The following is a 22,051-nucleotide window of genomic DNA, read 5'->3' on the forward strand; positions in this document are numbered from 1 at the left end:
AGCATTGTCGTCACTGGTTTCTTGGTTTACTTTATATGCACTATTTAAAAAATAGTGCATATAAAATCGAGGACTTTAAGGCAACGCCATGGACAAAAGTAAACTTCGTACTTTTCGCAGCAGAATATTATCCCACATAGCCTTGCCTCTCATTTTAATCATGGCGAGCGTTTATGCTGTCAATGCTTGGTTGAGTTATCTCTCCTCGGAGAAGCGGCTTTACCATAGCCTGACGCAAGAGGCGAGTCATTCGGCTTCGCGTCTGCAATTTTTACTTGAGCACGCACAAGCCAATACCCAAGGCCTTGCTGATTTTATTGGTTTTTTGTCGAGCAAAGAAGATATGAATGACACTGAGAGCGTGAAAAGTGTCTTGATGAATCGGCTCAAACGTAATCCTGATTTCTTTGGCTCCGCAGTCGCGTTTAAACCCAACACCTTCCCCAATCGCAAACTCTTTTCCCCCTATGTTTACCGCGACACCAGTGGTAGCGACGATCTCCATTATCTCGATATTGGCGCAGAGGGTTACGATTATACCGATGGCACTTGGGATTGGTGGAACAATGCCATCAATCAAGCGGCGGGCTACTGGTCAAAGGCCTACTTTGATGAGGGGGCGGGCAATATTCTGATGGTGACTTATTCGGCTCCTTTTGGTGAGGCAGAGCATTATTTTGGCGTCGCGACGGTTGACTTAGCGTTAGATGGCTTGCCAAAACAATTAGGAATTGCGCCTAATCGACTGGTGGTTTTAGACGATCAAGGGCGGCTAATTTATCATGTTGATAAAGACAAAGTACTGGCCACGACTTCGACACAGTTGTTTGATAAAAACAAACATAGGAATGCTGACTTTTGGGCCTTAGAAGCGAAAGGACTTGATGGTCAGGCTAGGTTTGTTGACGACAAGGATGGGGTGTACCTCGCGAGTATTGCGACTGTCCCACAGCTAAAATGGCGCGTTATAGTGCTAGCACCAGAGCAAGATTTGTACACAGCAATGCTCGATGATATCGCATCCATAATACTCAATTTAAGTTTATTAACCCTCTTATTATTGTTGACTTGCTATCTGGCCGCTAAGCGACTAACTCGGCCGTTAGAGCAACTCGAGTCGGGTATCTTGTCCTTTGGACAGGGTAAAACCCAGCAGCTCATTATTCCCCAAGGTGCTGTGAGTGAGATAGTGACGCTGAGCAATACCTTCAATCAAATGGCACAATTACTCGCAGAACGTGAGCAAGCCATTCTTGATTCCCGCGGCAACCGCTTTGCTCGCCTGATTGATGGTATGAGCGATAAGTCTTTCTATTGCTCCCTCGATCCTGACGGCCAGCTGGCGCAGGTGAGCGAGGGCGTGACTAAGGTGCTGGGGATTTCCCCTGAACTGCTCAAGCGCAAATATCAAAGGCTATTTTCGGCCAATCCCCTCAATGAGCAAAACTGGCAATACACTGATTTGGCTTTGAAAGGCCAAAATGTGCCTTCGCATCAAGTGGAAATGCTGGATGAACAAGGGCATTTAAGAAGGCTCGATGTGTTTATGCAGCCATTAATGTCTGACACAGGTGAGCTAATGTCGGTGGAGATGTTATTTACCGATGTCACAGAGCAGTTTTCAGCGGCGGTCTGGTCAAATGCGGTACTGGAAGCCGCGCCAGAGGCGATGTTGATAGTTGATGAGCAGGGGAAAATCGTCTTTACAAACAGTCGCTGCCAGCAGCTCTTTGGATACGAAACGGGCGCTATGTTGGGGTTGCTGGTTGAGACGTTATTGCCGCAAGAGTTAGGAAATGGGCATGTGCTCGAGCGGCAAACATTCCTGCGCGAAGGCCGCGATAGAAGCATGGCAAATGCCCGTCATGTGCGGGCGTTAAAAGCCGATGGTAATGAATTTATTGCAGAAATAGCACTGAGTATTCTTCCCACCGCCTTTGATGGACAGAGGCAAGTGGCGGCTTCAATACGCGATATGACACAAAAACTGGCCGTTGAGCAGAAGATCCGTGATAGCGAACAGCGTTTTCGTGGGCTAGTGACGAATATTCCCGGCGCCGTTTATCGGACTCGCATCGGGGATGTGTGGGTCATGGAATATATCAGCGACAATATCGCCGAGATTACCGGTTACGCTGCAAATCAATTTATTGAGAATCGCCAACGCACATTCGCATCCTTGATTTTGGAGGAGGATCTTGCCCTATGCCATCGCCATATTGACCGAGCGCTGGCACAACAGGAAACCTTTGAGGTGGAATACCGTATTCGCCACCGCGATGGCAGCATCCGTTGGGTGCATGAGAAAGGTAAGGCGAGTTATACCGAAGAGGGCATGCCACTCTGGTTTGACGGCAGTATCGACGATATTACCGAGAGTAAACTCGCCTTAGTTGAACTCGAAGCATCGCGTCAGCAACTGACCAATATTACTGAGTCGATTCCTTGTACTGTGTATCAATTGCAATGGCATTCTCCAACAGACAGAAGATTTGCCTTCCTCTCTGGTGCGGCAATGAAGATGCTTGGGCTACATCGTGATGATCTTATGAGTAATTTTGACATCATAGCCGAGCGGATTTTTGACGAAGAAAGACCAGATGTTGTGCGAGCATTATCGGGTCAGAGTGAAGACAGGTTGCAATGGATACGTGAGTTTCGTTATCGCCACCCTAATGGCAGCATACGTTGGATGGAAGCTGGCGCGAGCGGTCATTTGGGTGAAGAGGGTGGCATCACGTGGAACGGCTATGTGATGGACATTACCCAACGCAAAACCGTAGAGCAAGAGTTAGCCCTCAGTGAGGCGCACTTTAAGGCGCTGTTCGATGGGGCAACTATTGGTATAGTCAATGTGGATATTAAAGGCGTTATTTTAGATTGTAATGATCAATTCTGTGCCGATATGGCGCTGTCACGTAACCATTTACGTAATACTGCTATTTTTGAGGTTCTCAGTGAGCAAGATCAATCCATAGCCAAGGCGCAATTTCAGGAGTTGGTCGAAGGTAAAATTGATCATTATCGCGGCGAGCGCAGTTTTATTCGTCCTTCCGGTGCACCTTTGTGGATGACAGTCAATGTGTCGGCATTGCTTGATGCCCAAGGGCAATTTGAATCGGCCGTGATCAGTATGGTCGATATGACAGAACTTAAATTGCTCTCAGATGAACTACTACTCGCCAAAGAGCAAGCCGATGCGGCCAGTAAAGCCAAGGGCGACTTCTTGGCGAATATGTCCCACGAAATCCGCACCCCAATGAATGCCATTATTGGCATGTCCCAGCTGTGCTTACAGACCGAGTTAGATAAAAAACAGAAGAATTATGTGGAGAAGATTGAGCGGGCATCGCAATCTTTGCTGTCGATTATCAATGATATTCTGGATTTCTCAAAGATTGAGGCGGGTAAGTTAGACATAGATTCAGTACCCTTTCAGCTCGACACTATGTTGGAAGATCTCAGCGATATGTTCTCTGAGAAAGCTGCCCACAAACAGATTGAATTATTGTTCGCCGTTGCGCCCAACGTGCCTCGTTATCTGTTAGGGGATTCGCTGCGATTAGGCCAAGTGTTGATTAACCTGATGAATAACGCCATTAAGTTCACCGAACGCGGTGAGGTCTTGCTGTCGCTCAGTTTAGTTGAGCAGCAAGATGATGATGTCGTGCTGCGTTTTAGTGTGCGTGACAGTGGCATAGGCTTAACTGAGCAGCAGCAAGCAAAATTATTTAAATCTTTTACCCAGGCGGATACTTCAACCACCCGTAAATACGGTGGCACAGGTTTAGGTTTGGCTATTTGTAAGCAGCTCGTCGAACTGATGGGCGGGAAAATAGGGGTTGAAAGTCAGTTCGGTCATGGCAGCACTTTTTATTTCACGGTTAAGTTGCACATTTCCGATGGTCAGAAATTAGTCCTCGAACAAGAGCTTGAGGGCATGTCTGTGCTGGTGGTCGATGATAACGCGACCGCCAGAGATATTATGCGCACTACACTCGAAAGTATGGGCTTTAGGGTCGATACAGTGCGCTCGGGTGAAGAAGCGATAAGCCGCTGCCTACTGCAAGCCTATGAAGTGGCGTTAATCGATTGGAAAATGCCTAACATGGATGGGCTGGAAACCGCGCGTCAAATCCAATTGCAGGCTCAGTCGCAGCCTCAATCACAACCTCAGTCTCAGCCCAAAATTTTAATGGTATCTGCCCATGCGGATCATGAGTTCCTCACTCAAATTGAGCAACTGGCATTAGCGGGATACATCAGTAAACCCATCAGTGCCTCACGCTTACTCGACGGCATAATGAATGCGATTGGCCGCGAAGGCATTTTGCCAGTAAGGCGCCGTACCGAAGAGCTGGCACCACAGTTGTTATTGCCACTGCAAGGGAAGCGTATCCTGTTAGTGGAAGATAACGAGATGAATCTCGAAGTCGCCAGTGAGTTTTTAGATCAAGTGGGGATTATTTTATCCATAGCGACCAATGGCCAAATCGCTTTAGATAAACTGTCGCAGCAGTATTTCGATCTAGTGTTAATGGACTGCCAAATGCCGGTCATGGATGGTTATCAAGCCACTCAGGCGATAAGAAAAAGACCCGAGTTGGCAAATTTACCCGTTGTCGCCATGACGGCTAATGCGATGGCGGGCGATAGGGATATGTGCATCAGGGCGGGCATGAACGACCATATCGCCAAACCCATAGAAGTGAATGTTCTCTATCAAACCCTATTGAAATACCTCGCACCTGCATCAGAAACGGTTGCAGTAGTTACCTCAGCTCAAACAATGCCATCTAATACAAAATACGGAGCGGGCAATAGTGCCGAACAAATCGTATTGCTTAAGTGGCCTGAGCACCCTGAGCTGGATATTGATAGAGGTTTGCAATTGGTGCAACACTCGGCGCGGCTTTATCAACGCATATTTGATCGTTTTGTGAGCAGTCAGCGTAATGTGGTGGAACAAGTTCGCAAAGCCATCGCAGCGAATCAAGTCGAAGATGCAGTGCGTATTGCCCATACCCTTAAAGGCTTAGCGGGTAATTTAAGCTCAGCTAAATTGGTGGAGTTAGCGCGTTTACTTGAGTTGCATTTAACTGAGGGCGCGCCCTTTGAAGCTGAGTTAGTTCAAATTCAACCGCTGGTGGCTTCTATTTGCGATGCGATTGAATACGCTAAACCCGCAGCGGTGAATCCAGCCGAACCCCAAGACGTTGACTTGTTATCTACAGAGGATTTAAGGGCGGCATTACAGGCCTTGCGACAGAATTTAGATGATGCCGATGCCAGCGCAGTGGCAAAGATTGATGCCTTAAAGCCACAGGTGAGTAGTGCAATGTGGCAAGCGTTAAGCCCCGCCTTGTCTATGATTAATCAGTACCAGTTTGATGAGGCGATCGACTTGATTGATGATGTGATTGCTCAGTTAGGATAAAAAAGTAGCACACTGAATTCAAACGCATGACATGGAATGGAGTTGTTAATGGAAAAGGCAACAATATTAGTCGTCGATGACACACCGGAGAATATCGATATTTTGATCGGTATTTTGGGTGATGACTATAAAGTCAAAGTGGCGATCGACGGGCCAAGGGCGTTAGCCTTAGTAGCAAAGTCGCGGCCCGACTTAATTCTGCTTGATGTGATGATGCCGGGAATGAATGGCTATGAGGTCTGCAAGCTGCTAAAGCAAGATCCGCTGACCAGTCATATTCCAATCATTTTTGTGACTGCTTTATCTGAATCCTCCGACGAAGCCCAAGGTTTTGCTTTGGGCGCAGTGGATTACATCACTAAGCCCGTGAGTGCGCCTGTGGTTAAGGCGCGAGTTAAAACCCATCTTGCGCTCTATGATCAAAAACGCCTACTCGAACAACAAGTTAAAATACGTACCCACGAGTTAGAAGAAACCCGCTTCGAAATCATCCGCCGTCTTGGCCGCGCCGCCGAATATAAGGACAACGAGACAGGTCTACATGTGGTACGCATGAGCCACTACGCCCGAATATTGGCGATAAAGCTTGGTTTACCTAGCACTTTCTGCGACTTAATTTTTAATGCGGCGCCGATGCACGATATCGGTAAAATCGGCACACCCGATGCAGTGCTGAAAAAACCGGGTAAGCTTGATGCCGAGGAGTGGCGCATCATGCAGCAACATGCCGCTATCGGCGCCGAAATTATCGGTGAACACAGCGTCCGTTATTGCAGATGGCCCGTCGTATCGCCTTAACTCACCATGAGAAGTGGGATGGTTCAGGTTACCCTAATGGCTTGGTGGGAGAGGATATTCCCCTTGAAGGGCGGATCACTGCGATTGCCGATGTGTTCGATGCCTTGACTTCGCAAAGGCCTTATAAGCAGGCTTGGACGATCGAAGCGACGATGGAGTTATTTGACAATCAAGCGGGAAAACATTTTGATCCTAAGCTGGTGGAAATGTTTAAAGAAATCCTGCCTGAGGCGATCGCTATTCGAGATACTTATTTGGAAAACTGATGCTCGGGTGCTCGGGTGCTCGGGTGTTTGAGGGGGTGAGTACAAGATCAGCTAAAGGCGCCATTGGCGCCTTTATTCTGTTTCAATCTCTACACCATTTTATTAAATCAAAGCCTTATGCTTCGTCTAATGAGTAGGGCAGGGCTTGAATCGTTAAGCTTGATTGCTCATCGTCGGCAAAACGCAGTTTAGTATCGTTGCTGGTATCGTTGGCAAGCACCGTAGTTAACAACACTTGGTTGCCACGCTGTACAAACTCAATAATATGGCCGCCACGGCGGAAGCCATCTTCCATCGCGATTTCAAGGCCTGACTCTAGGCTGATTTGCAGATTAGTATGACCATGCAGAATATACAGGGCGCGTTTATTGCCGCCACGATATTTCATCCGCGCTATGGTTTCTTGCCCCATGTAACAGCCCTTGTTGAAGCTGATACCGTTGACTGCCTGTAGATTGCACATCTGCGGTACATATTGGCTGGCATGGCTGGCGGCAAGGTTGGGGTAACCCGCGATAATTTCTAACGCTTGCCAAGCACTGGCATCAAATACGCTCAACTTTGATTTGGCCACTAAAGCTGCAGCCGCTTCTGGGGTTAACATTAAAATGAAACGGTCAGCGTCTTTTAAAATCGCGCCATGTTCAATGGGCGTGAATTCTTGATGAATGTCGCCAAAATGTTCGCTCACGAACTGGCTTGCTTGTTCACCGGCAACCCCGAGCAGAGTCCATTCAGCGGATGCATTGCTTAAGGTGGCTTTGCTAAACACGGCATATTTTTGTAACTGGGGTAAATCGACTTCAATGGCATCCTTTGGCATCAGCATAAAGAGCGCATCTTGGATGGCAAAGGTTCTGAAACTGGCCAGCATTTTACCTTTTGGATCGCAATGTGCACCCCAGCGCCATTGGTTATCGGCTAATGAGCTGATGTCAGTGGTCACTTGGCCATGGATGAAACTGCGGCCTTGTTCTCCAACCACTTTAATAAGGCCCATATGAGATAAGTTGGCAAGCATGAGTGGAGGCAAAGAAGCGTCCAGATCCCAATGGGGCGTAGAAACTGAAATAGTCATAGCGAGATCCTGAAAATGAAGGCGATGTGAGAGGCTAGATTGTAACGGAATTCCTGTTGGCTCAAAAGCATAAGGCGCACATATCTGTGAATGATATGTGCGCCTTAGTCTTTGTACTTTAGCCGAAACGCTTAATGCGATTCGGCTTAACTCTTAAAACAGCACGCGGGTACGCAGTGTGCCTTCAATGGCCTTCAACTCTACTAAGGCTTCTTCGGCTTGGTGGGTGTCAACTTCCATGACCACATAACCAATTTCTGCGGTGGTTTGCAGATATTGCGCGGCAATGTTGATGCCTTTTTCCGAGAAGGCTTGGTTGATCTTGATCAGCACGCCTGGACGGTTTTGGTGAATATGCAGTAAGCGTGAGGTGCCTTTATGCATAGGCAGCGAAACTTCAGGGAAGTTAACTGCAGATACGGTCGATCCATTGTCTGAGTATTTAGCGAGCTTGCCAGCGACTTCGATACCAATGTTTTCTTGGGCTTCAGCAGTACTACCACCAACATGCGGTGTCAGCAATACGTTATCAAGACCTCGAAGTGGGCTGATAAATTCATCGTCATTCGATTGCGGCTCAACTGGGAACACATCAATCGCCGCGCCCGCAAGGTGGCGCTCTTTGAGTGCGACTGTTAAGGCCTCGATATCGACTACAGTGCCGCGTGATGCGTTGATAAAGATGCTGCCCTTTTTCATCGCCGCAAATTCAGCTGCGCCTATCATGTCTTTGGTTTGTGGGGTTTCAGGTACGTGTAAGCTCACTACGTCAGATTGCGCCAGCAATTGTTCCATTGAATGAATTTGCTGTGCATTGCCTAACGGCAGTTTGTCTTCGATATCGAAGAACACCACGCGCATGCCCAGCGTCTCAGCCAGAATGCCAAGCTGAGTACCGATATGACCGTAACCGATTACGCCTAAGGTTTTTCCGCGCACTTCGTAGCTGCCAGCGGCGGTTTTCATCCAGCCACCACGGTGGGCGATGGCGTTACGCTCAGGGATACCGCGCATCAGCATAATGATTTCGCCAATCACGAGCTCGGCAACACTGCGAGTATTGGAGAATGGCGCGTTAAATACTGGGATACCAAGGGATTCGGCGGTGGCAAGATCAACTTGATTGGTTCCGATACAGAAGCAACCGACCGCGATCAACTTCTCGGCGCGTTTTAGCACCTCGGCAGTTAATTGGGTACGTGAACGAAGTCCCACGAAATGTGCATCTTTGATGGATTCAATTAATGCTTCATCGCCTAATGAGGCTTTGTGGTATTCGATGTTGGTGTATCCCGCACGCTCAAGTACATCGACCGCAGATTGGTGGACGCCTTCCAACAGCAGGATCTTGATCTTATCCTTGTCCAGCGAATGTTTCGCCATGATATGGGTACCCTCTAATTAATAGAAATGTTTCTTATGATATGCTGACAACCTTCACCCACCAAAATAGCACTTTTTTTACTCAGTGTGGAGGGCTAGATGGCTAAAGTTAATATTCTAAATTAAGAACAATATCGCATAAGAGGAAGAAACATTGAATAACAAAATCGCGTGGTGTGCTATTTACCTCTTAGTGCTCGTGTGGTCGGTGATAAATCCCGCAGATTCTTTCACTTGGTGGCTCGAAGCGGTTCCAGCATTAGTGGCTGTGCCACTGCTATTTTTTACCCGCAAACGCTTCCCATTAACGCCGCTGGTGTATGTTTTAGTGTTAGCCCATTGCTGTGTGTTGTTTGTCGGCGCACATTACACCTATGCTGAAGTGCCATTATTCGACACTATTGCCCATTGGATGGGCTCAGAACGTAATAATTACGACAAGTTAGGTCATTTTGCTCAAGGCTTTATCCCTGCCATGTTAGCGCGTGAAATTATGCTGCGTAATCAAGCGGTCAAACCCGGTGCTTGGTGTGCGTTTTTAGTCACGTGTTTTGTGCTCGCGTTTTCGGCGTTTTATGAACTCATCGAATGGTGGGTTGCCGTGGCAACAGGTGAAGGCGCCGAAGCCTTTTTGGGCACCCAAGGCTATGTATGGGATACTCAATCAGATATGTTGATGGCATTAATTGGCGCAATTGTCGCACTCGTTTTATTGTCTCGTTTTCAAGATAAGCAAATAGCAGCACTTAAACTCAGGAGCTAGTGGCAGTGAGTTGCGTTCATCCTTCCATAAAAAATTTGGCGTGAGTGTGATGGCATTTAGCTGTCACATTTTAATGTTATCTTTATGTTGCAACTTTGGGCTGATATCTTCATAGTTTGAAAGTACTAGGTTTCGTGAGTTGATTAAGTTCAATGGTATTTTCTACTGTTATTCAAATTATCTGTGGTTAGTTAGTCGAACTTACTAGGATTAAAGAGGGAATAGTACATTTGGGTGATGTTTTTCAGTCTTTAACTAGTCAAAATCAACTAGGTTAATGGAATGTTTAAAAATCTAACTAAAGAGGCTGGTCAAACATACCATTTTGCTAATAGAAAATACTTTTCAGGGAGGAGAGTCATTGAGCACAATTAATGAATTAGTTTTTTTACATCAAATGGCAGCGCCATGTCATTTAGCGTTACTCGCTGAATCCATAGGCTTGAAAACTCGTATCGTTAAGCATGCGGCGGAATTAGATTTAGATAAGAGTCGTCGAAGTTTTTATCTGATCACCCAAAAAGGCTCTGCACTCGATAACAAGGGGATCCCTTTACTGGCTTCGCGCTTAGTATCACACTTCCCCGTGGCGCTGTATCAAGTCGAGCGAGACTCTTTAGATCAAGAGTCAGCTATGTTACTTGGCATTCGAGGCATTTTATTTGCCGATCAACGTATGGATTTGATGTTAACAGGTTTACGTAAAATGGTGGCAGAGGAGCTGTGGTACGACAGAACACTACTGAGTAAGATGTTCCGTCGTGTAGTACAAAAACTCGATGGCAACAATGAGATGCCCTCCGATACTGTGGCTATGCTGCAGATGCTAACTTCCCGTGAGCGCACTATCATTCAATTTGTGTCGAGTGGCGCGAGGAATAAAGAAATCGCCCACAGATTGTGCATCAGCGAACATACGGTGAAGGCTCATATTTCCTCTATCTTCCGTAAAACCCAGTCCCGTAATCGTGTTGAGTTGTTGCGTTGGGCACAAACCTATCAGACTCACTTTGAGCTGTGCAGTTAGTCAGTTAAAGATATTGATCGTTAGCTTTTCGCTTTGAGTGGTTAATGTTAATAATTACTGGTTAATCAGAATAGAAAAGCGGGAATGTTTATTTAAACATTCCCGCTTTTTGTTCAACACCCTTTTGATAAACCACCAAAGAGTGTAGCTGTGGTGGTTTTAACAGGATTGACTAGTATTGCACTACAGTAGCAACGTTCATATTACCTGATTGATTAACGCTGATGCTGTTGTTATTGCCAGCTTGAGAACCTAGTACTAAGTTATCGTTACCTGTTTGAGTGATCAACAGGCTGTTATTATCACCGCTTACTTCAAATGAACTACTTGCGTCACCACCAATCCAGTTACCGTTACCTGATTGAGCAATTTGTGCAGTGTTTTCATCACCTTCGATAATTAAATCGATAAGGTTAAGATCGCCATTTTGCAGTGCAGTGACATCGGCATTATTGTTGCCAGCAATGGAAATGACGGCTTCGTTTTGAGCGCCATCTTGCTCAACATCCACTTCGTTATCGCTACCTACTGCATCGACATAGGCAAAGTTAGTATCGCCTTCTTGGCTAACTTCAATACTGTTATCTTGACCATCAGCAAAGGCAACGATTTCGTTGTTATTGCCTTTAGAAGATAAATCGAAGTCGTTATCTGTGCCGTAGGCGCCAAAGGTTGCGAAGTTAGCATCGCCTTTTTGTTTCAAGTCAACGTCGTTGCTATCGCCCCATACTTGGAACTCTGCACCGTTGACATCGCCTTTTTGAGTGATAGTAATATCATTATCATCACCTTGGATATCAGCCACTAAAGTATCGCCGATTGTGTTGCCGCTGCCATTTTGGGTAATATCGACAGTGTTGTCATCACCCGTAGTCATAGCAAGATAAGCTGTGTTGCCGTTACCTTTTTGATCCATTGAAATATCGTTGTCGCTGCCAGCAAGAGCGTAAACGAAGCCAACATGGTTATCACCTTTTTGGACCATGTCTACTGTGTTGTTGTCGCCTGCAATACCTTTAGCCGCGCCAAAGTTATTGTTACCCGCTTGATTAACAGAAACGTCGTTGTTATTCCCCACGTTAGCGGTTAAGTCGAGGGCGATTAAGCCTGCTTGGTTGTTGTCACCGATTTGGGTGATTTTCCCATCGTTGTTGCTGCCTTCAACGCGGAATACTGCAAAGTTAGCATCGCCTTCTTGCTCAACAAACACGGTGTTTTCAGTGCCAGTGATTTCAACTTGGCTTTCGTTGACTTCGCCTAATTGGTTAACGACTACTGTATTATCGTCGCCAGTAACATCATTACTGCTTTGGTTATAGAAACCGTCTTGCGAAACATTTACAAAGTTGTTGTCACCGACAACATTTGCACTTGCCACATGCCAATCAGCTTGTTGCGTTATTTGGACTTTGTTTTCATCGCCCGTTGAATTAATAGCCGCCTCATGCCACACACCGTCTTGGATAACTGTTGCGGTTTGCTCAGTACCGGTTTGCACAACCGCAGCAGCGTTAAGGGCACCCGTTTGTGAGACTAACGTGTCTTGGGCTTGGCCTGACTGTACTACGCTAATTTCGCTCACGGTACTGGCAGCAAAAACTTGACCGCTTAAACCTGTTGCAATGGCCAAAGCAATAAGTGATTTTTTAGCTTGTGATTTCATGTGACGCTCCCTGTTTAATATTGAGTTATTGAGATTGCAGCACCGTCTGCAATCTGTTGAATCGAAAAGTTACCGCTTCCTAGTTGGTTCAGTTGCACTAGATTGTCGTTGCCAATTTGTGTCACTGAAGCCGTATTTTGACTGCCGACCTGCAGTAGTTGCACTTCATTGTTTGAACCAATTTGTGTGATTAGCGCATCGTTATCATTGCCGACTTGTGTCACATCGGCCTTGTTATCGTTGCCTGATTGGAACAGTAATCCTTGGTTGGCATTGCCTTGTTGCACCAGCTCGATAAGATTATCGCGACCGGAACGTTCCAGTAATGCCTGAAGGGTTACAGGTAACTCATTGACATTCAGCTCTTGTGCTGAGGTCATACAACTACAGAGCAAGAGCAGCGGTACCAAAAAGCGTATCGAGGTATTTGGCACGGGTGACTCCTTGCATCAAATATTTTGGGTTGCCTAAAACAACAGACACTCCAAATTCAGCCCTGAAGATACGAGTCCCGTTGATATGTCGCAATTGGCCAAAAGGGTATTTATTACGCAAAGGATTCACAGTAGATAAATGATGGATGTATCGTTATCCAATTGATTCAGTGGATTTTATCTGTTTTTTAGAGAGTGTTTTTTTAGGCTGAGTAGTCTAGTTGGCCTAGTAGTTAAGTCGTATTCGTTGCTAAGTTATCTCATGGCTTTTAAACAATACTGCAACAATCTCAAGTCATACATCGATTATCACGTGATATTTATCGGGGAAAAAATTATAGGAAATATGGTGGGAATAGTGTTGTGGGATTGAATCAATTCAAGGGTGATTCAGCGGTATTACAGCGTGTTAAAAGGCGAACTAGATGGTTTGAACTACGGCTGTCCTTAAAGAGTGATGAAGAGTCAATGAGCGGTTTAATGAGTTGAAAAATTCGACCATAGTGGTCGAATTCCTTGGTGAATGAGTGACAAGCTGAGCACTAACCTTTTATATGAGATCAGTGTTTTTCTGGTTCTTTTGATTCTTCAGGGGATACCTCAGTACTGATTTGGCTTTTACGATCCTTCAGTTGCTGCATCGCACTGTTATTGCTCACGGTTAACGCATTGAAGCGAGTATTGATATCGTCCATTTCGTTAATGTATTCAGGATCGCTTTTCTCTTTATTCTGCCAATAACGCTTACGTTCTAGTTTTTGTAATTCACTGGTGCGCAGGATTTCAAAATAGCTGTTCTCCTGTTTAAGTCGATAGATCTCGCCATCGAGTAATTGCAGTAATTTCTCTTTAGAAATGGTTTGGCGATTCAGTAGTGCTTGCAGGGGATCGACTGGAATGTCCCTTTTATCTGAGTCGACTTCTGTGGTGATCCCCAACTGATATTCGATTTTATGTTGGCTAAATTCCTGCGGGCAAGCGGTTTGGCTAAAGACAATTTTGTCATCTTTACGGCATTTATAAATGGTATTTGCCTGTACTGTACTTGGCAAAATAACACAGATTAGGGTGAGTATCAGTCTTACCATTAGGCCACAAATCCTTTGTACACTTGCATAGCGATTATGATTTAGTTCTTTGATTACAATCGATAAATAGTCAGCTTAATGCTTGCGCCATTAAGTCTATTCAATCAGTGATTTATGCCTCGTCCCATGGGACGTTGGTTTTTTGGGCCATTAAACCTAAGGTATTAAAGTATTAGCTATATATCAGTAAAGGGGCAAATTTACTGTGTTTATTGTAGTGGCCAAGATTTTACTTATCGCTAACATCTGCATCATACTATGGCGTAAGTTAAGGGATAAAACCAGTTTTTTGACGATTCAATTTTTTGGCGCTAAGGTTGATTCTAAACGATAAATTTAATGGTGCGCGGCAGATTCAAAGCATAAAAAAGGGAGCGAGAGCTCCCTTTATTGATTGACGCTAACTATTAGCGATCGAACCTTAAGTTATCGATAAGCCGTGCTTTACCTATATAGGCGGCGGCTAAAATCACTAAGGCTTGATCCTGATGTTGGGCCTGTTCTAGCGTGTGAGCGTGGCGAATTTCGAGATAATCCGGCGTAAAACCGGCCGCGACTAACTTGGCTTTTGCTTGCTCGGTCACTTGTTCAAAGCTTTCACCTTGCTTGATCCCAGTGGCCATGGCATCTATGGCTTGTTTTAGTGCAGGCGCTGCGGCTTTTTCTGCGGCAGTGAGGTAACCATTGCGCGAACTCATGGCTAAGCCTGAGTCTTCACGTATGGTATCAATACCTATAATTTCAATCGGTAATGACAAGTCTTCAACCATAGTTTTGATCACTAACAGTTGTTGATAGTCTTTATTACCGAATAGCGCCACATCGGGCTGTACTATGTTAAACAGTTTACAAACGATAGTCGCAACACCACGAAAATGTCCCGGACGGCTCGCACCACAAAGCACGTCGGAAATCCCAGGGACTTCGACATAGGTTTGCTGCTCTAGACCCTTGGGATACATCACGGCTGGCGTCGGGGTGAATAACAGCTCAGCGCCAGCGGCGTTGAGGGCTCCGCTGTCGGCAGCCAGTGTGCGTGGGTAAGCATCTAAATCTTCGTTCTGACCAAATTGCATTGGATTAACGAAAATTGAGACCACCACATGGTCACACTTGCTCGCGGCTTCTTTGACTAAAGTAATGTGTCCCTGATGGAGATTGCCCATGGTAGGCACAAAGGCGACGGTTTCGCCCTTGGCACGCCATGCACGCACTTGGGTGCGAATATCATCAATATGGGCGCTAGTGATCATTGAGCCTTACCTTGCATAAATCGGTTATTAATTAAAAGTGTGTTCGTCGCCAGGGAATGTTCCTTGAGCAACTTCGTCGATATAGGCGCGCACGGCCGAGCGAATTTCACCGGTTTGTTTTAGGTAGTTTTTCGAGAAACGTGGAATATAACCACTTGAAATACCTAACACATCATGCATGACCAAAATTTGTCCATCGGTCGATGCGCCTGCGCCAATCCCAATAACTGGAATCGTTAAGGCTTGAGTGATCGCCGTTGCGAGTGGCGCAGGAATACATTCCACAACCAATAGTTGAGCACCAGCCGCTTCTAATGCTTTTGCTTCGTCGAGAATGCGCTGGGCATTTTCGGCGTCGCGGCCCTGCACTTTAAAACCACCAAATACATGGACCGACTGAGGTGTTAAGCCTAAGTGAGCACACACGGGAATACCGCGTTCCGTGAGCTTAGTGACAGTTTCGAGTAACCAGTGGCCACCTTCGACTTTGACCATGTTCGCGCCAGCCTGCATCAACTCAGTGGCGTTAACCATAGCTTGTTCTGGTGTGGCGTAACTCATAAAGGGCATATCGGCGATCAGCAGGGCACGTTCGATACCGCGACGGACACAGCGAGTATGGTAAGCGATATCTGCTGTAGAGACGGGCAGGGTATCGTCATGGCCTTGGAGAACCATTCCTAGAGAATCGCCGACGAGCAGCACATCTACACCTTCGCTATCGAACGCGCTGGCAAAACTGGCATCATAGGCTGTCAGTGCCGTGAATTTTCTACCTTCCTGTTTGTATTTCAACAGGGTTGAGCTAGTAATTTTAGACATATGGATGATCTTCAAACCAAATAGAAGTGGTGTTATAAGCTAACTGGGGACGGACTTCAATGATCAATGCCCAGTTGTTGTAACTCGGCCAACATTTTTGTATCGATAAGACTGCCGATTGCAGTGTTGCACGGCAGAATAAGATTTGGTGCGATTGCAGCTAAAGGCACGAGCACAAAGCTGCGCTCTTTCATACCGTAGTGGGGCACTTTGAGTCTAGGTATGTCAATGTTCTCATTGCCATACAAGAGTAAATCGAGATCTAAGGTTCTGGGGCCCCAACGCTCAAGACGCACTCGACCTTGGGTGTTTTCGATATGCTGCAATGCATCGAGTAAGGCTAATGGCTCAAGATCAGTATCGAAACTGACCACCGCATTAACATAATCGGGTTGCACGACATCGCCCATAGGCGTCGAATGATAATAAGGGGAAACCAGTAGACTATTGCCTAAGGCTAATGCGGACAATGCCGTGACGGCATTGTCCAATTGCGCCTTGGGATCGTCGAGATTCGCGCCTAATGCGACGTAGACGCGAGGCATTATTCCGCCGCTTTCGCTTTTGGTGTGCCACTTGCCTTAGGTGTGCTCGTCGGCGCTGAACCATCGGCATTCGGCGCGCGAGGACGGCGACGACGTTGAGTGGCATTACGGTTGCGATTTGGCGATTTACTGCCGCTACGCGCAATGGCTAAGCGTTCAGTTTCATCGGCTTCAACAAACTGTTGCCACCAAGCGGCACTCTTAGCGACATTACCCGCTTCGACTTCGCCTCTGAGCAAGAGCAAATCGTATGCGGCTCTAAACTTAGGATGTTCCATCAGTTTAAAGGCGCGAGTGCCTTGGCTACGATCAAAGCGTAACTGTAACTGCCAAATGTCTTTGGCTGGCGTACTAAAGCGGCGTGGAATACTGATGGTTTGGCATTGCTGCTCCATTACATCGCCCATAGCGGCAAAGAAGGCATCGTATAAGGTCAGGCCACTTTCAACGGCAATATCTTCGGCGCGTTGACGCAGTGGATACCAGAGAAGCGCAGCATAGAAGAATGAAGGCGTAACAGGCTTATCTTCGTTAACTCTTTGATCTGTGCTCTTCATAATGGCTTGCACCATTTTCATGGTCGTGCCTTTAGGATCATCTTTTAGCAGAGCGGCCACTTGTGGAAACAGCGGCGCGAATAGCTTGTATTCTTGCATCAGTTCGAAGTTGGCTAAGGCTTTGCCTGCAAAGAAGAGTTTCAGCACTTCTTCGTACATACGCGCTGCGGGAATATCTTTTAGCAGTGGCGCTAATTGTTTAATCGGCGCAGCTGTTACTGTTTCGATACCCATGTTGAGTTTAGTGGCGAAACGCACCGCCCTTAACATACGCACCGGATCTTCACGGTAACGGGTTTCAGGATCGCCAATTAATCTCAACGTACCCGCTTTGAGATCGGCCATACCGCCGCCGTAGCTGCGGATCGAGTAATCGCTGATATCGTAATAGAGGGCATTGACGGTAAAGTCGCGGCGCTCGGCATCTTCGTCGATTTCGCCATAAACGTTATCACGTAGCAAACGCCCTTCGGCATTGGCTTTAGAGACTTTCTCATTGCTTTCGCCATGGTGACCACGAAAGGTCGCCACTTCGATAACATCGCGGCCGAAAACAATATGGGCCAGACGGAAACGACGGCCAACGACTCGGCAGTTGCGGAACAGTTTTTTGATTTCTTCCGGTGTCGCATTGGTCACTACGTCGAAATCTTTCGGTTCAATCCCTAAGAGTAAATCGCGTACACCGCCGCCGACTAAATAGGCTTTAAAACCTGATTTATTCAGTCTGTATAACACCTTAAGGGCATTTTCGCTGATTTGTTTGCGCGAGATGGTATGGGCATCTCTTGGCACTAACTCTAAGCTTAACGCTCCAGAACTTTGTTCAGGCGTTGTTGGTTCAATCTGAGCTGGAGTCGGAGCGGTCGTTTTAGGCGCGTCTTCAAATAGCTGTTTGCAGAATTGGCTGATACGGCGAAAAATGGGACACCTCGAAATATGATCTGTTATTTGATTAAAAATCTGGCGGCTATCATATACCAAATGCGGCCTAATGAGTATATCAGGGCTCGATCAGTATCTCAGATTGTTGCGGTATAGTGGATAATTGAAATTGTCCCACGGCTTGAGCGAGCATTTGTGCCACAGAACCTTGGGTCTCAACGGGTTGTTGGCCTAAAAATGCCAGCGCCGCATTGAGGCTCGCCTGCGGATTAAGCGTATCAATTGCCTGTGCATGATTTTGTTTTGAGAGCTTAAAACCTTTACTTAAACAGGCGAGTGGCAAGTGCAACCATTGCGGTGCCGCTAAGCCAAAATTTTGATACAAACTCAGTTGGCGACAACTGGCTTCGATTAAATCACAACCTCGAACCACTTCAGTGACCCCTTGATAAGCATCGTCGAGCACCACGGCTAATTGATAGGCGTACAGGCCATCGCTGCGTTTGATAATGAAATCCTCAGCGGCAAAATGGCTATCGACGCAAATATGCCCCATGAGGTTATCGTCAAATTGCTGCACTTGCGCGGTATTGACTATCCGCACCGCCCCAGACTTAACCACATTTCTAGCTTGTGTTTGTGGCAAGCGGTGGCAGCGGCCATCGTAGACGCCGCCCATGGCTTGAATTTGCTTGCGACTACATTGGCAGAAATAGGCTTTATCTTGGGCGAGCAGCGAATCTATTTGTGCTTGATAGGCCGCGGTGCGCTGGCTCTGATAAAGCGGCACATCATCCCACTCAAATCCATAGGCTGCTAAGGTGCGTAAGATATCATCGGCAGCGCCTTTGACTTCCCGCGGAGGATCGATGTCTTCAATGCGAATTAGCCATTTACCCTGTTGCGAGCGGGCGCGCAGATAACTGCCAAGGGCGGCGATAAGCGAGCCAAAGTGTAAGGCACCCGAAGGCGAAGGCGCAAAGCGGCCGACATAGTGCTGGCTGGATAAATCGGAATGTAATGGCTTTGACATAACAACTAGATGGCGTTTTAAAGTCGCGACGGTAAAAGTGGATGTATTTTAGAGGGATGCCAAGAGAAAAGCGAATCGGGGTAAATTGGAGTGAGCTTGGCTTAAGCTCGTCGAGATTACGAGTTGCTAGAAACAAATAGGCGGGGAAATCCCCGCCCAGTATGCTTGATTAACCAGCCATTTGTTTCTCTTTGATCTCTGCAAGCGTTTTACAGTCGATGCATTGATCGGCTGTTGGACGCGCTTCGAGACGGCGGATGCCGATTTCGATACCGCAAGAATCACAGAAGCCGAAATCGTCCTCTTCAATTTTTTGCAGTGTTTTTTCGATTTTTTTGATCAGCTTACGTTCTCTATCGCGAGCACGAAGTTCGAGGCTGAACTCTTCTTCTTGTGCTGCACGGTCAACAGGATCGGGAAAGTTTGCGGCTTCGTCCTGCATGTGGCTAAGAGTACGGTCGACCTCTTCACGCAACTGATTGCGCCAAGCTTCAAGAATTGTCTTGAAGTGACCCAGTTGCTTAGCGTTCATATACTCCTCACCCGGTTTTTCCTGGTAAGGATTTACACCTGCGATAGCGAGTACGCCAAGTTTTTTGGTGCCTTCAGGCATAACGCATCTCCTGTAATCATTTGCGTTTGTAGGGCGTCCTTAAGAACGGCCGCTATCTATAGCAGAATCTTCACATCGAGGCAAACTTTTCATTCTGCTTTGATTGAATTTTTTGACTATGTTCGCTAATTCAACTGAAATCAAATTTAACTCAGCCTTAACATCATACTCGTACATCGCAGGCTTGGGCTAGGTGAATCTCAGTCGGGGACATTTCGCAGCGATAGGCAAGGACTTCCACTCCAGCTAACACAGCTATTTTCAGTAACTTAGCATATTCAGGGTCGATATGTGCTGCGGGTGCAACACTGAATATGTCACTGTGCTGCACCACAAACAGCAATACAGCTCTGTGGCCTTGACTCACCATGTGCATTAATTCACGTAGATGTTTTTGACCGCGTAGGCTCACAGCATCAGGAAAATAACCTTGGCCATCTTCGAGCAAAGTACAACTTTTGACTTCTATATAACAGGCGGGTTTTTGAGCACCCTGTAGCAGGATATCGATGCGACTATTTTCATCACCGTATTTGACTTCACGGCTTAGGCTGTCATAACCCGTTAGTTCAGTAATGATACCTTTATTGATGGCTTCTTCGGCTAAGGTGTTGGCCTGACCCGAGTGGATACCGATTAAGCCAGCATTGGGCGTGGTCATCAGTTCCCAGGTATGGGCATATTTACGTTTAGGGTTATCAGAGGTAGAAAACCATACGGTTTCACCGGGATACAGGCAATTACGCATAGAGCCGGTATTGGGGCAATGTAGGGTGATCTCACTGCCATCGCTTAGCTGCACATCGGCCAGAAAACGCTTATAGCGGCGCAATAAAATGCCCTGTTGTAGTGGCGGTGTAAATTCCATCGGTAGACCTATATCGGCTGTTCTAGGCCGCAAAGCCTAGCAAATTTCGCAAATGTTTACAGATTTTACCTGAGTAACTTCAGCCAATCGCTTTGCGTCATCGCCTGCTAGCAGTAAACTGCCGCCATAAAGTTTGTTCTGATTGTTCTAAAACGAATCGAAAAATAAGGATCCCTAATGAGTGAACTAAAAGTAACAGAATTGATGAAAGTGCAATTAACCAAAGAAGTACCAGCCGCCCACTGGGGCAAGGCTGATGTGACTTATACTGCCGACGGTGCGCAAATTCATTTAGCAGGTGGCGATGAGCTACGCCAAATTCAAATGGCGGCCCGTAAACTGCGCAGCCAAGGCATTAGCAGTGTGGAATTAGCTGGGCAGTTTTGGGATCTCAATAGCCAATGGGTGTTTGCCCAAGGTTTCGCGACGGCAAAACCAGGCTATCAAATTTATTGGTGTGGTGATGAGTCTGTGCAAGCAGAATTGCAACGTCGACTCGATGTGGCAACCTTTGCCCGTCAACTCATCAACGATACGCCTGAAAACCTGTCGCCAGTGAAGCTTGCCCAACAAGCAGCAAAATGGTTGGCTGACGTTGGTGGCGACAAGGTAAGTTATCGGATTATCGAAGGCGAAGCGCTGCTTGAAGAGCAGTGGATTGGTATCCATGCCGTCGGTCGCGGCAGTGAGCGTCCACCAGCAATGTTAGAGTTAGACTTCAACCCATTAGCCGCCGATGCACCCGTGTCTGTGGCGCTTGTGGGTAAAGGGATTACCTTTGATTCTGGCGGCTACAGCATCAAGGCTTCTGAAGGCATGTTAGGCATGAAATGCGATATGGGCGGCGCGGCGACTGTGACTGCAGCACTTGGTTTAGCGATCAAATCTGGCCTCAACAAACGCGTTAAACTCTTCTTATGTTGTGCTGAAAACTTGATCAGCGGCCGCGCCTATAAGTTAGGTGATATTCTGACCTACAAAAATGGTGTAACAGTTGAAGTGGTGAACACAGATGCTGAAGGACGCTTAGTGTTGGCCGATGGCCTACAAGCTGCTTCTGCTACAGGCGCACCTTTTATTATCGATGCAGCGACCCTTACAGGCGCCGCTGTGATGGCGGTGGGTTCTAACTACAACGCGATTTTCTCGCCACAGGCGGATGTGTTGCAACTGGCCCAGCAAAAAGCCACTAGCGTTGCCGAGCGAGTATGGCCGCTGCCGCTGGATCCTTGGCACAAAGAAATGTGTCCATCTGCCTATGCTGACACCGCAAACAGCCGCGCAATGAAAGGCGGCGGTGCAGGTGGTGCTTCTAATGCCGCTGGTTTCTTATGGCGTTTCGTGTCACCCGAAGCTAAATGGTTACACGTTGATTTAGCGGGCGCTTTTGAAGATTCAGCTTCTGCCATGTGGGGCGCGGGTGCAACAACCCACGGCGTATTGACTATTAGTGAATTGATTAAAGGCTAAGCCTAGCTAGTGAATTGATTAAAGGCTAAGTCTAGCGCTAAGACTAAGTCAGATATGTTAGCTAAGAT

Annotated in this window: 16 protein-coding genes and 1 pseudogene; 5 read left to right on the forward strand and 12 right to left on the reverse strand. The window is 46.8% G+C overall.

Annotation, left to right across the window (positions count from 1 at the left end; genetic code table 11):
• The first annotated feature begins 88 nt into the window (after positions 1–88).
• Both AYJ58_RS06935 and AYJ58_RS06940 read left to right on the forward strand, forming a co-directional pair.
• Entirely contained in the window at positions 89–5,437 is a 5,349-nt protein-coding gene (locus tag AYJ58_RS06935; RefSeq protein WP_106649531.1) for a PAS domain S-box protein, read from the forward strand.
• A 48-nt stretch (positions 5,438–5,485) separates the two neighbouring features.
• Positions 5,486–6,501 (forward strand): annotated as a pseudogene (locus tag AYJ58_RS06940) (response regulator).
• A 115-nt stretch (positions 6,502–6,616) separates the two neighbouring features.
• Here the strand turns inward: AYJ58_RS06940 and ygfZ are convergent.
• Together ygfZ and serA are read right to left on the reverse strand one after the other, a co-directional pair.
• Entirely contained in the window at positions 6,617–7,579 is a 963-nt protein-coding gene (ygfZ, locus tag AYJ58_RS06945) for a tRNA-modifying protein YgfZ (RefSeq protein WP_106649532.1), read from the reverse strand.
• Between the two features lie 153 nt (positions 7,580–7,732).
• A complete protein-coding gene (gene serA / locus AYJ58_RS06950; RefSeq protein ID WP_106649533.1) occupies positions 7,733–8,962 on the reverse strand; it encodes a phosphoglycerate dehydrogenase in 1,230 nt (409 codons plus the stop codon).
• A 154-nt stretch (positions 8,963–9,116) separates the two neighbouring features.
• On the opposite strand from serA, the gene AYJ58_RS06955 reads away from it, so the two are divergent.
• Both AYJ58_RS06955 and AYJ58_RS06960 read left to right on the forward strand, forming a co-directional pair.
• Positions 9,117–9,725, forward strand: a complete 609-nt coding sequence (locus AYJ58_RS06955; protein WP_106649534.1) for a DUF2238 domain-containing protein — start codon at positions 9,117–9,119, stop codon at positions 9,723–9,725.
• A gap of 361 nt (positions 9,726–10,086) precedes the next feature.
• The gene (locus AYJ58_RS06960; RefSeq protein WP_063883912.1) at positions 10,087–10,752 is read left to right on the forward strand and encodes a helix-turn-helix transcriptional regulator; all 666 of its coding nucleotides are present in this window, start codon (positions 10,087–10,089) and stop codon (positions 10,750–10,752) included.
• Positions 10,753–10,924: 172 nt separating this feature from the next.
• Here the strand turns inward: AYJ58_RS06960 and AYJ58_RS06965 are convergent, their stop codons facing one another.
• From AYJ58_RS06965 to sfsA, 10 genes are all read right to left on the reverse strand, one after another.
• Positions 10,925–12,415 carry a curlin gene (locus tag AYJ58_RS06965; protein WP_106649535.1) on the reverse strand — a complete coding sequence of 497 codons (1,491 nt, stop codon included), beginning with the start codon at positions 12,413–12,415 and terminating at the stop codon, positions 10,925–10,927.
• Positions 12,416–12,429: 14 nt separating this feature from the next.
• Positions 12,430–12,849, reverse strand: a complete 420-nt coding sequence (locus tag AYJ58_RS06970) for a curlin (RefSeq protein ID WP_106649536.1) — start codon at positions 12,847–12,849, stop codon at positions 12,430–12,432.
• A 560-nt stretch (positions 12,850–13,409) separates the two neighbouring features.
• Positions 13,410–13,937: a hypothetical protein gene (locus tag AYJ58_RS06975; RefSeq protein WP_106649537.1), complete on the reverse strand. Its 528-nt coding sequence runs from the start codon at positions 13,935–13,937 to the stop codon at positions 13,410–13,412.
• A 407-nt stretch (positions 13,938–14,344) separates the two neighbouring features.
• Positions 14,345–15,190 (reverse strand): pantoate--beta-alanine ligase, encoded by an 846-nt coding sequence (gene panC, locus AYJ58_RS06980; protein ID WP_106649538.1) that lies wholly within the window; start codon positions 15,188–15,190, stop codon positions 14,345–14,347.
• A gap of 27 nt (positions 15,191–15,217) precedes the next feature.
• Complete coding sequence (gene panB, locus AYJ58_RS06985; RefSeq protein WP_106649539.1) at positions 15,218–16,012, reverse strand: 3-methyl-2-oxobutanoate hydroxymethyltransferase; 795 nt, start codon at positions 16,010–16,012, stop codon at positions 15,218–15,220.
• 56 nt (positions 16,013–16,068) lie between these two features.
• The gene (gene folK / locus AYJ58_RS06990) at positions 16,069–16,557 is read right to left on the reverse strand and encodes a 2-amino-4-hydroxy-6-hydroxymethyldihydropteridine diphosphokinase (RefSeq protein ID WP_106649540.1); all 489 of its coding nucleotides are present in this window, start codon (positions 16,555–16,557) and stop codon (positions 16,069–16,071) included.
• Entirely contained in the window at positions 16,557–18,098 is a 1,542-nt protein-coding gene (locus AYJ58_RS06995) for a polynucleotide adenylyltransferase PcnB (RefSeq protein WP_198555616.1), read from the reverse strand. The genes folK and AYJ58_RS06995 overlap by 1 nt, the downstream gene beginning before the upstream one ends.
• 19 nt (positions 18,099–18,117) lie before the next feature.
• Positions 18,118–19,032: a tRNA glutamyl-Q(34) synthetase GluQRS gene (gluQRS, locus tag AYJ58_RS07000; protein WP_106649541.1), complete on the reverse strand. Its 915-nt coding sequence runs from the start codon at positions 19,030–19,032 to the stop codon at positions 18,118–18,120.
• A gap of 169 nt (positions 19,033–19,201) precedes the next feature.
• Positions 19,202–19,645 carry an RNA polymerase-binding protein DksA gene (gene dksA / locus AYJ58_RS07005; RefSeq protein ID WP_006082967.1) on the reverse strand — a complete coding sequence of 148 codons (444 nt, stop codon included), beginning with the start codon at positions 19,643–19,645 and terminating at the stop codon, positions 19,202–19,204.
• A gap of 163 nt (positions 19,646–19,808) precedes the next feature.
• Complete coding sequence (gene sfsA / locus AYJ58_RS07010) at positions 19,809–20,513, reverse strand: DNA/RNA nuclease SfsA (RefSeq protein WP_106649542.1); 705 nt, start codon at positions 20,511–20,513, stop codon at positions 19,809–19,811.
• Positions 20,514–20,690: 177 nt separating this feature from the next.
• On the opposite strand from sfsA, the gene pepB reads away from it, so the two are divergent.
• Positions 20,691–21,983: an aminopeptidase PepB gene (pepB, locus tag AYJ58_RS07015; RefSeq protein ID WP_106649543.1), complete on the forward strand. Its 1,293-nt coding sequence runs from the start codon at positions 20,691–20,693 to the stop codon at positions 21,981–21,983.
• Positions 21,984–22,051: the final 68 nt, after the last annotated feature.

The sequence above is a fragment of the Shewanella sp. Pdp11 genome (genome assembly GCF_002838165.1).
GTDB lineage: Bacteria > Pseudomonadota > Gammaproteobacteria > Enterobacterales > Shewanellaceae > Shewanella > Shewanella hafniensis.

Excerpts from the sequence above, each read along its gene's own strand:
- sfsA (WP_106649542.1), bottom strand. The coding sequence starts at position 20,513 with ATGGAATTTACACCGCCACTACAACAGGGCATTTTATTGCGCCGCTAT.
- pepB (WP_106649543.1), top strand. The coding sequence starts at position 20,691 with ATGAGTGAACTAAAAGTAACAGAATTGATGAAAGTGCAATTAACCAAA.
- serA (WP_106649533.1), bottom strand. The coding sequence starts at position 8,962 with ATGGCGAAACATTCGCTGGACAAGGATAAGATCAAGATCCTGCTGTTG.
- AYJ58_RS06965 (WP_106649535.1), bottom strand. The coding sequence starts at position 12,415 with ATGAAATCACAAGCTAAAAAATCACTTATTGCTTTGGCCATTGCAACA.
- AYJ58_RS06935 (WP_106649531.1), top strand. The coding sequence starts at position 89 with ATGGACAAAAGTAAACTTCGTACTTTTCGCAGCAGAATATTATCCCAC.
- panC (WP_106649538.1), bottom strand. The coding sequence starts at position 15,190 with ATGATCACTAGCGCCCATATTGATGATATTCGCACCCAAGTGCGTGCA.
- AYJ58_RS06975 (WP_106649537.1), bottom strand. The coding sequence starts at position 13,937 with ATGGTAAGACTGATACTCACCCTAATCTGTGTTATTTTGCCAAGTACA.
- ygfZ (WP_106649532.1), bottom strand. The coding sequence starts at position 7,579 with ATGACTATTTCAGTTTCTACGCCCCATTGGGATCTGGACGCTTCTTTG.
- dksA (WP_006082967.1), bottom strand. The coding sequence starts at position 19,645 with ATGCCTGAAGGCACCAAAAAACTTGGCGTACTCGCTATCGCAGGTGTA.
- panB (WP_106649539.1), bottom strand. The coding sequence starts at position 16,012 with ATGTCTAAAATTACTAGCTCAACCCTGTTGAAATACAAACAGGAAGGT.
- folK (WP_106649540.1), bottom strand. The coding sequence starts at position 16,557 with ATGCCTCGCGTCTACGTCGCATTAGGCGCGAATCTCGACGATCCCAAG.
- gluQRS (WP_106649541.1), bottom strand. The coding sequence starts at position 19,032 with ATGTCAAAGCCATTACATTCCGATTTATCCAGCCAGCACTATGTCGGC.